The sequence below is a fragment of the Streptomyces sp. NPDC002499 genome (assembly GCF_053595415.1).
Genome location: NZ_JBSFXO010000002.1, coordinates 512,038 through 526,015 on the forward strand (window position 1 = coordinate 512,038; position 13,978 = coordinate 526,015).

Below are 13,978 nucleotides of genomic sequence, written 5' to 3' on the forward strand. Positions count from 1 at the left end.
ATTTACGGACAATGACGTGGAGACAGGCCAGTGGCTCCAGGCAAGAAGACACGCGCCACCTTGCTGGTGAGCTCGCTCGTGGCCCTGGTGGTCCTGCTCTCCCTGCTGTCCCTGGCGCTGGGCGCGCTGAGCATTCCGCTCGGCGATGTGGTGCGGGCCGTGCTCGGACACCCGCCCAGCAGGCTCGTGGACAACGTGATCTGGTCGGTCCGCATCCCGCGCACCCTGCTCGCGTTGACGACCGGAGCGGCCCTCGGGATGTCGGGGGCGCTGATGCAGGCGCTGACCCGCAACCCGCTCGCGGATCCCGGCATCCTCGGTGTCAGCGCCGGAGCGTCCTTCGCGATCGTCGTCTCCGTCGCCGTGTTCGGGGTCACGTCGCTGTACGGATACGTGTGGTTCGCGTTCGGCGGGGCGCTCGCGGCGAGCGTGGTGGTCTACCTGCTGGGGCAGTTGGGCCGCTCCGGGGCCACTCCGGTCAAGCTGGCACTGGCCGGCGTCGCCGTCACGTCCCTGCTGTCCTCGTTCACCAGCGCGGTGGTGCTGACCGACCCGGACGCGCTCAACCGCTACCGCTTCTGGTCGGCGGGTTCGCTCGCCGACCTGGACGCCGGAGATCTCCAACGCATCCTGCCGTTCCTCGCCGTCGGCGCCGTACTCGCCCTGGCCTGCGCGCCCGCCCTCAACAGCCTCGCCCTGGGCGACGACGTGGCCGCCTCGCTCGGCCGCCGGCTCGGGCTCGTCCGGCTGCAGGGCGTCACCGCGGTGGTGCTGCTCACCGGCGCGTCGGTCGCCGTGATCGGTCCTGTGGTCTTTCTCGGCCTGGTGGTCCCGCACATCGCACGCGTGCTCGCCCAGTACGCCGGGATCGGCCCCGATCAGCGCTGGCTGCTGCCGATGTCCGCGGCGCTCGCCCCCGTTCTGCTGCTCACCGCCGACATCATCGGGCGGATGGCCGCGCGTCCCACCGAGATCCAGGCCGGCGTCCTCGTCGCCTTCGTCGGCGGCCCCTTCTTCATCGCCCTGGTACGCCGCCGGAAGCTCGCGGAGGTCTGAGCCCGTGTCCGTATCGCCGCCGCCCTCCCCGCCCGTGTCGCCGTCCACCGCCGTGCCGGTCCCCGCGTCCCGCGGTGGCGCCCGGCCGTTCCGGCTGAGCACACCGCCGATCTCCGGCGTGCTGCGTCCCCGACTGCTCCTGACCGGCGTACTCCTGGCCGTGGGCGCCTTCCTCCTGTTCTGCTGGGGACTCACCCTCGGCGACTACCCCGTCTCCTTCCCCGACGTACTGCGGGCGCTCACCGGCTCGGGCGACCCCGGCACGCTGACGGTCGTCCAGGACCTGCGCCTGCCACGAGCCCTCACCGGGCTGCTGGTCGGGATCGCCTTCGGCGTCTCCGGCGCGGTGTTCCAGACGATGACCCGCAATCCGCTGGCCAGCCCGGACATGATCGGGCTCACCGAAGGCGCCGGTACGGCCGTCGTGGCCGGGCTGGTCCTCGGCTGGACCGGCGGACTCGGGCTCCAGACGCTCGGTCTGCTCGGCGCCCTCGCCACCGCGATCGTCGTGTACGCGCTGGCATGGAAGGGCGGCGCCACCGGCTACCGGATCATCCTGGTCGGCATCGGCGTGTCCTGGATCTGCACCAGCGCCACCGACTTCCTGGTCGCGCGCGGCAGCCAGTTCCAGGCGCAGGAGGCCGTCGGCTGGCTGGTGGGCAACCTCAACGGCCGTACCTGGGACCAGGTCACCACGCTCGCCCTGGCGATGGCCGTGCTGCTGCCGGTCGCCCTCGGCATGGGGCGCTGGATGCGCACCCTGCAACTGGGCGACGACGTGGCGGCGGGCCTGGGCACCCCGGTCCAGAAGGTCCGGCTCACCCTGTTGCTGGCCGGCGTGGGGCTCATCGCCTTCGGCACGGCCGCGGCCGGACCAGTCGCCTTCGTGGCGCTGGCCGCACCCCAGATCGCCCAGCGGGTCGCGGGCACCGCCTCGCCGCCGCCCCTGGTCTCCGGTCTCACCGGCGCGTTCGCCGTCCTGGGCGCCGATCTCCTCGCCCGTGAGGCGATCCCCGGGACCGAACTGCCGGTCGGAATCGTCACCGGCGCGCTCGGCGCGCCGGTCCTGCTCTGGTTGCTCATCCGCGTCAACCGCGCGGGCTCAGGAGGCTGATCGCATGGCGTCCACCGACTCCCGCACCACGGTGCCCGGCCAGGGTGTCGCCTCCGCCGACAGCAGTGCCGCACCCGGTCCCGAGCTGCGGGCCCGGGACCTGCATCTGGCGTACGACGGCCGGACCGTCGTCGAGGATCTGCAGCTGTCGGTACCGACCGGGCGCGTGACGGCGATCGTCGGCGCCAACGCCTGCGGCAAGTCGACCCTGTTGCGCGCCCTCGCGCGCCTCCTCGCGCCCCACAAGGGCGTGGTGGAGCTCGACGGCGCCGCGCTGCGCTCGATCCCGCCCCGCCAACTGGCCCGCAAGGTGGGCATCCTGCCCCAGACGCCGGTGGCGCCCGAGGGCCTGACGGTCGGCGACCTGGTCAGCCGCGGGCGTGCGCCGCACCAGACGTGGTGGCGCCAGTGGTCCGAGGCGGACCAGCGGGCGGTGCACGGGGCGCTCGCGGCGACCGGTCTGACCGACCTCGCGGACCGGCCGGTCGACGAACTCTCCGGCGGCCAGCGGCAACGGGCGTGGATCGCCATGGCCGTGGCCCAGGGCACGCCGGTGCTGCTCCTCGACGAGCCGACCACCTATCTGGACCTGGCCCACCAGATCGACGTACTCGATCTCGTCACGGACCTCAACCGGCGCGAGGGCCGCACCGTGGTGATGGTGCTGCACGACCTCAACCAGGCGTGCCGCTACGCCGATCACGTCATCGCCATGAAGGCGGGCCGGATCGTCGCGGAGGGCACTCCGACGCAGGTGGTGACCGAGGAGACCGTCGAGGACGTCTTCGCGCTGCGCTGCCGGGTCATCACGGATCCGGTGAGCGGAACCCCCCTGGTCATCCCCCTGGGCCGGCACCACGACGACGCTCCGGCGCCGGTGGAGTCCGCCGCCGTCCCGGTGACCCCACCGGACTCCGTTGCCAGGTAAGGCTAACCTTACTTAGCATGTGGCTGCCTGATGGGAGGCGATGCCACGGTGAAATCACCGCTCGACGATTCCGACGTCGTCCACGATGTACTGGGAATCGGCTTCGGACCGTCAAATCTCGCTCTCGCCATAGCGATCGAGGAACACAACGCGAGCCACCCGGAGGACGCGGCCCTCAATGCCCTGTTCCTGGAACGCCAGTCGGGCTTCGGCTGGCACCGGGGGATGCTGATCGACGACGCGACCATGCAGGTGTCCTTCCTCAAGGACCTGGTGACCCTGCGCAATCCGACCAGCGACTACAGCTTCCTGTGCTTCCTGCGGGAGCGCGGCCGGCTGATCGACTTCCTCAACCAGAAGACGCTCTTCCCGCTGCGGGTCGAGTTCCACGAGTACTTCGAATGGGCGGCGGCCCGGGTCTCGCACCTCGTCTTCTACGACCAGGACGTGGTCGCGGTGGAGCCGGTGCGCGACGGTGAGGGCGCGGCCGACCACTTCCGGGTGGTCTGCCGGAGCACCGACGGCACGGGGCGCACGGTCGTGCGCCGGGCGCGCAACGTAAGCGTCGCCATGGGCCTCGAACCGCATGTGCCGCCCGGCATCGAACTCGGCCAACGCGTCTGGCACAACAGCCGGTTGCTCCCGGGAACGGATGAACTGGCCCGGTCGGGAGCACCGGTCCGCAGGGTCGTGGTGCTGGGCGCGGGACAGAGCGCGGCCGAGACGGTCGACTATCTGCACCGCTCCTTCCCCGAGGCCGAGGTCTGCGCGGTCTTCGCCAAATACGGCTACACCCCGGCCGACGACAGCCCGTTCGCCAACCGCATCTTCGACCCCGAGGCCGTCGACGTGTACTTCGGCGCGCCCTCCGAGGTGAAACAGTCCCTCATCGACTACCACCGCTCCACCAACTACTCCGTGGTCGACATGGAGTTGATCGAGGCGCTGTACGCAACCGCGTACAAGGAGAAGGTGAGCGGGCAGGAGCGCCTGCGGTTCCTCAACGTGTCCCGGATCCGGGAGGTGCGCCGGAGCGCGGACGACGGACCGCTCGACATCGCCGTCGAATATCTGCCCACCGGCGAACAGCAGGTGCTGGAGGCCGACTTGCTGGTGCTGGCCACCGGCTACCGGCCGCGTGACCTGTCGGCGCTGCTCGGCGAGGCGGCCAAGGTCTGTCTGCGGGACGACGGCGACGCGCTGCGGGTCAGACGCGACCACCGCGTGGAGACCGTGCCCGACGTCACCGCGGGCATTTATCTGCAGGGCGGTACCGAGCACACGCACGGCCTGACCTCGACACTCCTGTCGACGGCCGCGGTCAGGGCGGCCGAGATCCATCAGTCGCTCATGAACTCCTGGGCCCGAGTCTGAATCACCCACCGTCTGTCGGGGCAGTCTCCCCCGACAGACGGTGACCGTCGCTCCTCGCGAGGCGGTGGCTGCCGTTCCCGGAGCACGGCCGCAGCACCTCACGCACCCCTCCCGTCCCACTCCACCACAGCTGTCTCAAGGACAACATCCGAGGTCAGGGCGCCGAACAGGGATTCATCAGGGAGTTCACCGGAATCCCTACCGAACACACGAACGCCCGCATAGCGTGCGGAGACCCGAACCGCTGCCCCACCGTCCGGCGGTCCGTATCCCTCGGGCCCACGCTCACCAGGAGACTCCGGGATGTCCTTCGACAGCTCCGACTTACGCCGCGCCCGGCAAGAACGCGAACGGGCTCCCTCCTCCACCCTGGCCCTGCGAGTTCCCCGCTGGGCGGCCGACCGTCCGTCACAAGGAGTCACGACCCGTCCACGGTCGTACACCGGACCGCACCGCACGCTGCGGCTGCTGCGCCGCGCCTGCCGCTGGCAGCGCCGCGTCGCCACCTTCGCGGCCCTCGGCTATTTCGCCCTCTTCCTGGCCCTCACCGTCGAGGTCCCCGAGCTGATGACCCGCCCCGCGCCGGGCGGCCTGCCCACCGGTCTGGTCCTCGCGCTGCTCCAACTCCCCGTCACCTGGCTGGCGGTGATCCTCTACGAGTTCACCGCGCGCCGCTACGTCGATCCGCTCGCCCGCCGGGTGCGCCGGCACGCCCGTGCGTCGGGCGCGACCGAGGAGACGCAGCCGTGACGGTCTTCAGCGGCGCCGCGCAGTCGTGGTCCCTGGTGGCGTTCTGCAGCGTGGTGACCCTCACGCTCCTGCTCTGCGTGCTGACGGGCCCCGACGGCGAGGACGACCTGGCCGAGTACTACACCGGCTACCGTTCCCTCTCGCCGCTGCGCAACGGCCTGGCCATCGCCGGTGATTACATCTCCGCCGCCACCGTCCTCACCATCGGCGGGGTCATCGCGTTATGCGGCTACGACGGTGTCGTGCTGGCCACCAGCGCGCTGCTGTCGCTGGTGCTGCTCATGTTCCTGATGGCCGAACCCCTGCACAACACCGGCCGGTTCACCATGGGCGACGTGCTGGTCCGCCGACTGCCCGGCCGCTCCGTGCGCATGGCCGCCTGTCTGGTCACGATCGTCGCGCTGGCGCCGATGATGGTCGTCCAACTCGCCGGCGTGGGACAGCTGTTGGCCTACGTCCTCGGCTTCTCCGACAGCGGCATGAAGACCGGCTGCGTCATCGGGGCCGGCACGCTGATGATCAGCTACGCGGCGCTCGGCGGGATGCGGGGCACCGCGCTGATCCAGATCCTCAAGACGGTGATGCTGCTCGGCTCCGGGCTCGTGGTCGCGACGCTGATCCTGTACACGTTCGGCTGGAACCCGCAGGCACTGTTCCAGGCGGGCGCGCGGGGCAGCGGGACCGGACCGCACTACCTGCGCTGGGGCATGCAGTTCGCCGGCGGCCCCCACCCCGCCCTCGACATGATCAGCACCCAGGGCGCCATCGTGCTGGGCGGCGCCTGTCTGCCGCACGTGACCATGCGGATGTACACCGCCGGCAGCACCCGTCAGGTGCGGCGGGCGATGTCCTGGGCGGTCTCGTCCGTCGCGCTGTTCGTCCTGGTGCTCACCGTCGTCGCCGTCGGAGCCATGGCCCTGATCGGCAAGGCGGGTATCGCCGCCGGGGACCCGCGGGGCAACACCGCCTATCTGCTGGGCGCGAGGGCCGCCTTCGGCGCGCACCTGTCCCGGACGGAGGCCCTGGTGTTCGCCACCGTCACCACCGCGATCTTCCTCACCCTGCTCGCGTCCGTCGCCAGCATGACCCTCGCCTGCGCCAACTCACTGGCCCACGACGTCATCGCCGCCAAGCGCCCCACCATGACACCGCGACGCGAGATGGCCGTCGCCCGATGGTCCGCGCTGGTCGTCGGAGTCCCGGTGATCCTGCTGGCCGCGCTGGCCCAGCACCGCAGCCTCCAGCCGCTGGCCATCCTGTCCTTCTGCATCGGCGCGTCGGCGATCGCCCCCGCGCTCACCTACAGCCTCTTCTGGCGCCGCTTCACCCGTGCGGGTCTGCTGTGCACACTCATCGGCGGCACCCTCAGCGTCCTCGTCCTGATGACCGGCACCAACCTCGTCTCGGGGTCCCCGCTCGCGGCCTTCCCGGACGCCGACTTCAACTGGTTCCCCTTGACCACCACGGCACTTGTCTCGGTCCCCGTCGGGTTCCTCTCCGGCTGGCTGGGCACCATGCTCTCCGGCCGCAAGACCATCCGCCGCGAACGCGGACGCTACGAGAGCATGGAGCACCTGCTGCTCGCCGGCCCCCCGGGACGCGGAACCGGATGAGCCCGACCGCAGACATGCCGTCCGCCGAGGCCGGCAGACCGGCTCAACGACCGCGCAGCGCCGCGTCGATGATCCTCGCCGTCTGCTCGGTGACACCGACCAGCCGCTCCAGACTGTGCGCGGGATCGGTCAAGACGCTCAAAGCAGCCACCGGCACACCGCTCGGGCCGTGCAGCGGCACAGCCAGACAGCACACCCCCACCGTCAACTCCTCGCGCTCGAAGGCGACTCCACGGATCCGGATCTCCTCGCACTCCCGCCGCCAGGACGCGGGCACCGGGCCCACCGTGATCCGTGGATGCGCCGCGGCGACCAGGACCTTGCCCGCCGCCGTGAACCATGGCCAGTCCACGCGGTCCAGCAGCGGACCGAGCGCCGCCGGGGTCTCGCCGACCGTCCAGTCCAGGACAAAGGTCCGGCCCTCCCGCAGGACGTTGATCCCCACCGTGGCACCCGTGATGCGCGCCAGCCGGCGGGCCGGCTCCCGTGCGGCGGCCCGCAGTCCGGGATGGGGCTGCCATCCCTGCCCCAGCCCGAAGAGCCGCGGGCCCATGCGGTACCCCCTGCGGTTCCGCTCGACCACCCCCAACTCGACCATCTGCTCAAGGAGTCGGTACGCGGTCGTCTTGGGCAGTCCGCACTCCGCCGCGAGCCTGGTCAGTCCCGCCTCACCGGCCCGCTCCACCGCGCCCAACAGCCCGAACGCACCCTCCAGCACACTGCGTCCGCCGCCGTCCGGTGCGGACAGCGGCGGTGCCGCGAGCCGCACGGCCGCCGGCTCGTACGGATGGCCCGGCAGCCGTGCCGGTGCCTCCGCCCTCCTCGTCGCGGTCGCTCCCCGTTGTTCGTTCACGTCCCACTCCCCCAGACACCGCCTGACCGGCTCCCCACGACGTCGCTCCCGCCCCCGGTGCGCCGCCGTGCGTGGAGACTGTGCGCCACCCCAGACTGAAGTTCGAGTGTGGCTCGGAACGTTGTCGATAGGTTGTCGCTCGGCATGAGAGTGTGCGCGCGGAGTGAAGAATATCTGTGCGGGGAGTGTGGATACCGTGGTCGAACTGCGCCTTCTCGGTCCCGTGGAGTTCTCGGTGGAGGGCCGGACCGTGGAGGTCGGACCGCCACAGCGCAGGGCCGTCCTGGCGGCGCTGGCGGTGGACGCCGGTCGGCCCGTCGCGACCGACGTCCTCATCAAGCGGGTCTGGGGCGCCGAGCCGCCCGAGGGGGCACGGCGCGCGCTGCACGCGCACATAGCCCGGATCCGCCGGCTGTGCGAGGAGACCGACGACGCGGGGCATTCCCGGTTACGGCTGATGCGCCGCTCGGGCGGCTATCTCCTGGAGGCGCGCCCCGACCAGGTGGACATCCATCTCTTCCGGCAGTCGGTGGGCCGGGCCCGGGAGGCGGGGCGGACGGACGAGGCGCGTACGGCGCTGCTGCGCGAGGCCCTCGGACTGTGGCACGGCGAACCACTCGCCGGCCTCGGCGGCCAGTGGGCGGCGCAGGTCCGCGAGGCATGGCGGCGGCAGCGCGTGGACGCCGCCGTCGGCTGGGCCCACATGGAGTCGCGCGTCGGTGATCCCGTCGCCGCGATCGGCCCCCTCACCGAACTCCTGGGCGAGTACCCGCTGGTGGAGCCCCTGACCGAGGCGCTGATGCGGGCGCTGCACGCCGCCGGACGCGGCGCGGAGGCACTGGACTGCTACGCCGTCGTCCGCAAGCGGCTCGCCGAGGAACTCGGCGCCGACCCCGGCCCGGAGCTGCGCAGAACACACCAGGCGATCCTGCGAGGGGGCCTCGGCGAACCCACCGCATGGCCGGCCTCCCGCACCCCGCCCGGACCCCCTCTCCCCGCACCTCCTCCGGCGCGGCCCTCGCCGGTGACACCTTCTCGGCCAGGCGAGGTGCCCGTACAACTCCCCATGGGAGTACGGGGGTTCAGCGGGCGCGACGAGGAACTCGCCCGACTGGAGGAGATCCTGGTCTCGGCGACGGAGCAGCCGTCGGCGGTGGTGATCTCGGCGGTGTCGGGCACCGCGGGGGTGGGCAAGACCGCGCTCGCCGTGCACTGGGCACGCCGGGCCCAACAGGCCTTTCCCGACGGCCAGTTGTATGTGAACCTGCGCGGATTCGCGCCAGGCGGCTCGGTGATGAGTCCGGCGGAGGCGGTACGAGGATTCCTGGACGCCCTGGGGGTGCCGCCCGCGCGGATCCCGGCCGGTCTCGAGGCGCAGGCCGGGCTGTACCGCAGCCTGCTGGCCGGGCGACGGATGCTGGTGGTGCTGGACAACGCCCGCGACGCCGAACAGGTGCGCCCGCTGCTGCCCGGGGCGCCCGGCTGTCTGGCGCTCATCACCAGCCGGAAGTCGCTGACCGGACTGGCGGCGGCCGAAGGAGCCCACCTGCTCACCATCGGCCTGCTGGCTCCCGGCGAGGCACGGGAGTTGCTCATCCGCAGACTCGGCGCGGACCGGGTGGCGGCCGATCCCGGTGCTGTAGGGGAGATCATCGGCCGGTGCGCGGGGCTGCCGCTGGCGCTCGCGATCGTCGCCGCCCGCGCCGCCGCCCAGCCCGAACTCCCGCTCGCGGCACTGGCGGAGGAACTGCGCCGGGCCGACGGACGCCTGGACGCCCTGGACGGCGGGGAGGCGGCCAGTCAGGTGCGGGCGGTGTTCTCGTGGTCCTACCACGCGCTCAGCTCCGACGCCGGCCGGCTGTTCCGATTACTGGGTCTGCACCTCGGGCCCGACGCCGCGCTCCCGGCCATCGCCGCCCTCGCCGGCCTGCCGGAACCCCGCGCCCGCGTCCTGCTGACCGAACTGGTCCGCGGCCATCTGCTCACCGAACACCCCCTCGGCCGCTACGGGTTCCACGACCTGCTGCGCGCCTACGCCGCCGAACTGGTCGCCGCGCACGACAGCGACGACGCCCGGCGTGCCGCCTCGCACCGCATGTTCGACCACTACCTGCACACCGCCCACCTGGCCGACGCCCTGCTGACTCCCAGGCCCAACCCGACCCCCCTGCCGGCCGCCCGACCCGGCGCCGCACCCGAGGAGTTGACCGACCACCGGCAGGCGCAGGCCTGGTTCAGCGCCGAGGCGCCGGTCCTCCTCGCCGCCGTGGAACGGGCGCCCGCCGCCGGCTTCCCCGTCCACACCTGGCGGCTCGCCTCGGCACTCACGACGTATCTCGACCGGCACGGGTACTGGCGGGCGCTGACCGACGTCCACACCAAGGCCCTGGACAGCGCCCGGCATCAGGGCGACCGGGCCGGGCAGGCGGAGGCCCACCGCGGTCTCGGCCTGGCTCAGGACCGGCTGAATCGTCCCGCCGAGGCCCGTGCCAACTACCTGCGCGCGCTGGAGCTGTTCGGCGAGGTCGGCAGCCATGACGGGCAAGCGCGGATCCACCAGCACCTGTCCCGGATGTACAACGCCCAGGACCGCCATCAGCAGGCGCTGGGACACGCGCACGACAGCCTCGCGCACCACCGGGCCGCCGAGGACCGCGCCGGGCAGTCCGCCGCGCTGAACAACATCGGCTGGACCCTGGCCCAACTCGGCGACCACCAGCAGGCGCTCACGCACTGCCGCCAGGCTCTCGATCTGGCCGAGGAGACCGGGGACCTCAACGGACAGGCCCACATCCAGGACAGCCTCGGCTACATCCACCACCGCCTCGGCCGGCACACCGAGGCCGTCGACCGGTACCGGCAGGCCCTCGACCTCTTCCACCAGACCGGCGCCCGCCGCAGCGAGGCCGCCGCTCTCGTCTGCCTGGGCGACATCCTGCAGACCATCGCCCGCCCGCACGCCGCCCGCACCGCGTGGACCCAGGCCCTGACCATCACCACCGAACTCGGTCTCCCGGACACGGATCTGCTGCGCGCCCGGCTGCTGGACCAACCCGGCCTCTCCCCCACCGCCGTCACCACTCCACCGCCCTTTTCCGAACCGGTCCGGAGCCCGCAGCAGCCGCGCCCGGCACCGGCATGAGGTCCTGCCCCGGGCATGGTCACTGCCGGGTGTCGGGCGAGAAGTCAACGCCCTGGTCGTTGAGTTGGTGCCGGATCACGAACTCCTCGACACCACCGGTCGGCCAGATCGAGCCATGCCGGCGCAGCGCTTCGAGGTACTGCTCGTTCTGCGGCGCGTCGGTGACGATGAGATTGTCGGGGTCGTTGTACCGCCAGGGGTCGTCCGAGAGCCGGGTGCGGTGCTCCACACCGAGCGACTCGAACCGGTCGCCTGCGGCTGTGCGCGTGTTGACCTGCAGTGCGGTGCCTCCCTGGGCCGCGTCACCGGTGTCCTGGAGCTGCCCCTCGATCCGCTGGAGATCCGTGTCGGCGCGCAGGCGGCGCCAGATCCCGTCCCGTACGTTGTTGAAGTCGGCCCGCGCCAGGGTCCTCGCCTCCCGGAGGATGGCGGTGGCGTCGGCCCGCTGAGCCGGCGTCATCGGCCCGCTGCCGACCTGTCCTCGCAACTGGTCGAACTGCTGCCGCAGTTGGGCCAGCCGGGTCCGGGTGGCGGTGGTCCGCTGGCCTCTGAGAACATCGCGGACCACCGCTCCCATCTTGCCGTTGGCGACACGTTCGTACTGTGCGAGGAGGCGCGGCTGGGACACCGCTGGAGCGCGGGTCTGCGGTGAGATCACGGTGGCGGCCTGCGCGGCGGAGGGAACGGTGGCTGCGGCCGCTTGGGACGCGGAGGCGGTGGGTGCGGGCCGGGCCGGGGTGGGGGGCGATGCCGCGGCGGCGTCGGCGGCCTGCTGCCCGCCCGGCAGGGTGATCGACGCCGGAGTGTCCTCCAGGCGCAGCGCCGGAATCGGCTCTGCGAATCCGATCATGGCGCCCGCGAGGTATCCGCGGCCTAGTCGACCGGCGGAGCCGATGCCGCGTCGTACGGACTGCCCGGCGCGGAAGGCCCGTTGCTCGGCGTTCCCCTTGATCCCGCTTGGGCGTCCGGTCGTCAGGGCGCTGACGGCCAGGCCGGTGCCGGCGGCCGTCAGCGACTGTTCCAGGTCACCCGTCTGCGCGTAGGTCAGCCCGCCGTCGGCGAGGCTGGGCAGTCCGATGCCCACGGCGAAGCGCGCGGTGGGCGAGGCAAGTCCCTGTGCGTAGGTGCCCGCGACTCCGCCGAGCGCGCCCAGGCCGAAGCCGGTCAGGCCGGCCCGCAGGGCCGCTTCCCCGCGGCCGGTGCCCTCGGGTGGGGTGAGGAGGGCGCCGGTGACTCCGCCGAGGGCGTTCCCGCCGCCCTGGGCCAGCGCACCGCGCCCGAACGAGCCGAGCCGGGACAGACCCTGGGCGCCGACGCCGAGGGTCCGGGCGAGGCTGAGGCTCGCGCCGCCGCCCACGCCGATGGCGACGCCCTGCGCCCCGACGCGGAGCCCTTCGGCCCAGCCGGTGCTGAGGGCCGCGTCCACCCCGTGTCCGGCGACCAGTTCGCCGGCGGCACCGCTCGTGAAGCCCAGCGCCAGTCCTTCGCCGCCGACGACGGCTCCGGTGCCGACGGCCGTCAGCGCGGTCGCGGTGAGTCCGGTCGCGCCCAGTCCGGCGACTCCGGCCGCGACCACCGGGGCGGCGAGGATCGCGCCCACGGACAGCGCGACGACGAAGGCCACGTTCCGGGTGATCTCCAGGCCGTGCACGATCGACCCGGCCGTCGACACGGCGCGGTCGATGCCGTCGAGCACGATCTGCTGGGCCTTGTCCGCGGATTCGACGGCGGTGAGCACCGCGTCCGCCATGTCGACGAGGGATCCGCGCCCTGCCGCCTCCCGGTAGCGGGCCAGCGCCGTGTTGGACGCGGTCAGCGGTCCCCGCATCCGCGCCTGCAGCGTGACCGGGCGCTCCCAGTTGGCCACACTGATGACGATGCCGACCACCGGATGTTCCTCGTAGTTCAGGCGCAGATGCTCGTCCATCCGGAACTCGGTGGTGTCGTTCATGCCCCGCGTCCGGCGGGCGGCGTCCGCCAGTGAGTTCAGCACCTGGGCCCGCACGCGCTGCGCGGTCTCCAGGGGGAAGACGAGGAGTTCACCTTCGTGGATGACGTACGCCGAGCCCGGCGAGGCGTCGTAGGGCCTGATCGACTCGATGATCCGCAGGTTGGCGAGGATGCCGGCCCGGTCCTGGCTGCCGGCGGGTGCCAACGCCCGTGTGAGGCGGCCCTGTTGTCGCTCGGTGCTCGCCCGGTCGAGGTCGGCGGCGACGGCGGGGGCGAGCAGGGCCAGTTCCTGGCGGAGGGTGGCGCGGTCGGCGCGGCTGACGTCCGTCCTCAGCAGCCAGGCCGCGATGCGGTCCGCCTCGGCGCGGACCTCGACCGGATCGGTCAGCGGCATGCTGACGCGGTCCCGCAGCACGTGCGGTATCTCGGTCTCGGGGAGAACCTCGGGAGTTGGGGCGGGGGCCGAGCGGCGTCCGCCCCGTGGGCGCGCGGGCCGGCTTCGCGGGCCGCCCGGGGTCAACGCCGTTGCACGGCGGGCGAGTTCGGCCTGAAGTGCGGCCTTGGCCTCCTGCATCCGGTCGACCTCGGGGGTCGTCGCGATCTGCCGGGCCAGCCACTCGTCGACGGCCCGTGCCTCGTCCATCAGGTCGGACAGTCCGTAGCGGCGGACGTCCGGCGTGGTGGACAGCCAGTCCTCCGGGGCCCACGCGACATAGGGCGTCGTGCCGGCCGGCGCTCCCGTCGAGGCGCCGCCGCGGCCGACCGCGACGGCCTGCCGTTCCGCCTCGGCAGCGCCCGCGGTGCCGCCGACGCTCTGCTGGGCCGCGTGCACGGCCTCGTGGACGAGGAGTGGTCGGGGAATGCCCTCCCCCGGGCCGGTCGCGATGCCGATGTCGCGGCCGAAGGTGAATCCGGCGGCGCCCGCGGCCCGGGCCGCCGCCCGGACGCGTGGTCCGGTGTGCACCCGGACCTCGCCGGGATCGTGGCCGACGGCCCGCTCGGCGGCGGCCCGGGGGCCGGCGCCGAGGGGTGTTCCCGGGCCGTCCAGGGCGCGTACCGCCTCGGACGCCAGTGCGCTGTTGCCGAGTGCGCGGCGCAGTCCGTCGCCGGAGTGATGGGCCGGGGCCGGAGGCCGACGGGTGGGGGTGCCCGCTCGGTCGTGCGCGGGTGTGTGTGCTGACTGCTGCTCGAACACCGT

The 13,978-nt window shown here is 72.6% G+C and carries 9 protein-coding genes; 7 read left to right on the plus strand and 2 right to left on the minus strand.

The annotated features are described in order from the left end of the window. Window positions 1-60: 60 nt before the first annotated feature. The 6 genes from ACWD5F_RS06825 to ACWD5F_RS06850 all read left to right on the plus strand — a co-directional run bounded on the left by ACWD5F_RS06825 (window position 61) and on the right by ACWD5F_RS06850 (window position 6,835). Entirely contained in the window at window positions 61-1,056 is a 996-nt protein-coding gene (locus tag ACWD5F_RS06825) for a FecCD family ABC transporter permease (RefSeq protein WP_401715551.1), read from the plus strand. A gap of 4 nt (window positions 1,057-1,060) precedes the next feature. Further along, window positions 1,061-2,170, plus strand: a complete 1,110-nt coding sequence (locus ACWD5F_RS06830) for a FecCD family ABC transporter permease (protein ID WP_451251798.1) — start codon at window positions 1,061-1,063, stop codon at window positions 2,168-2,170. 4 nt (window positions 2,171-2,174) lie between these two features. Then, window positions 2,175-3,098, plus strand: coding sequence for an ABC transporter ATP-binding protein (locus ACWD5F_RS06835; RefSeq protein ID WP_451251800.1), 924 nt, complete (start codon window positions 2,175-2,177; stop codon window positions 3,096-3,098). Window positions 3,099-3,128: 30 nt separating this feature from the next. After that, window positions 3,129-4,472 (plus strand): lysine N(6)-hydroxylase/L-ornithine N(5)-oxygenase family protein, encoded by a 1,344-nt coding sequence (locus tag ACWD5F_RS06840; RefSeq protein WP_451251802.1) that lies wholly within the window; start codon window positions 3,129-3,131, stop codon window positions 4,470-4,472. A gap of 303 nt (window positions 4,473-4,775) precedes the next feature. Next, a complete protein-coding gene (locus ACWD5F_RS06845; protein ID WP_451251804.1) occupies window positions 4,776-5,222 on the plus strand; it encodes a DUF485 domain-containing protein in 447 nt (148 codons plus the stop codon). Next, a complete protein-coding gene (locus ACWD5F_RS06850; RefSeq protein ID WP_401715058.1) occupies window positions 5,219-6,835 on the plus strand; it encodes a sodium/solute symporter in 1,617 nt (538 codons plus the stop codon). Before ACWD5F_RS06845 ends, ACWD5F_RS06850 begins: the two co-directional genes overlap by 4 nt. A 43-nt stretch (window positions 6,836-6,878) precedes the next feature. On the opposite strand, the gene ACWD5F_RS06855 is transcribed toward ACWD5F_RS06850, so the two are convergent. After that, window positions 6,879-7,688, minus strand: coding sequence for an IclR family transcriptional regulator (locus ACWD5F_RS06855; RefSeq protein ID WP_451251807.1), 810 nt, complete (start codon window positions 7,686-7,688; stop codon window positions 6,879-6,881). Between the two features lie 196 nt (window positions 7,689-7,884). Here ACWD5F_RS06855 and ACWD5F_RS06860 point away from each other — a divergent pair, with 196 nt between their 5' ends. After that, window positions 7,885-10,830 carry an AfsR/SARP family transcriptional regulator gene (locus ACWD5F_RS06860; protein ID WP_451251809.1) on the plus strand — a complete coding sequence of 982 codons (2,946 nt, stop codon included), beginning with the start codon at window positions 7,885-7,887 and terminating at the stop codon, window positions 10,828-10,830. Between the two features lie 19 nt (window positions 10,831-10,849). On the opposite strand, the gene ACWD5F_RS06865 is transcribed toward ACWD5F_RS06860, so the two are convergent. Continuing rightward, a complete protein-coding gene (locus ACWD5F_RS06865) occupies window positions 10,850-13,975 on the minus strand; it encodes an eCIS core domain-containing protein (protein WP_451251811.1) in 3,126 nt (1,041 codons plus the stop codon). Window positions 13,976-13,978 lie beyond the last annotated feature (3 nt).

Coding starts and splice junctions, on each gene's coding strand:
- ACWD5F_RS06835 (WP_451251800.1), top strand. CDS start 2,175: ATGGCGTCCACCGACTCCCGCACCACGGTGCCCGGCCAGGGTGTCGCC.
- ACWD5F_RS06840 (WP_451251802.1), top strand. CDS start 3,129: ATGGGAGGCGATGCCACGGTGAAATCACCGCTCGACGATTCCGACGTC.
- ACWD5F_RS06845 (WP_451251804.1), top strand. CDS start 4,776: ATGTCCTTCGACAGCTCCGACTTACGCCGCGCCCGGCAAGAACGCGAA.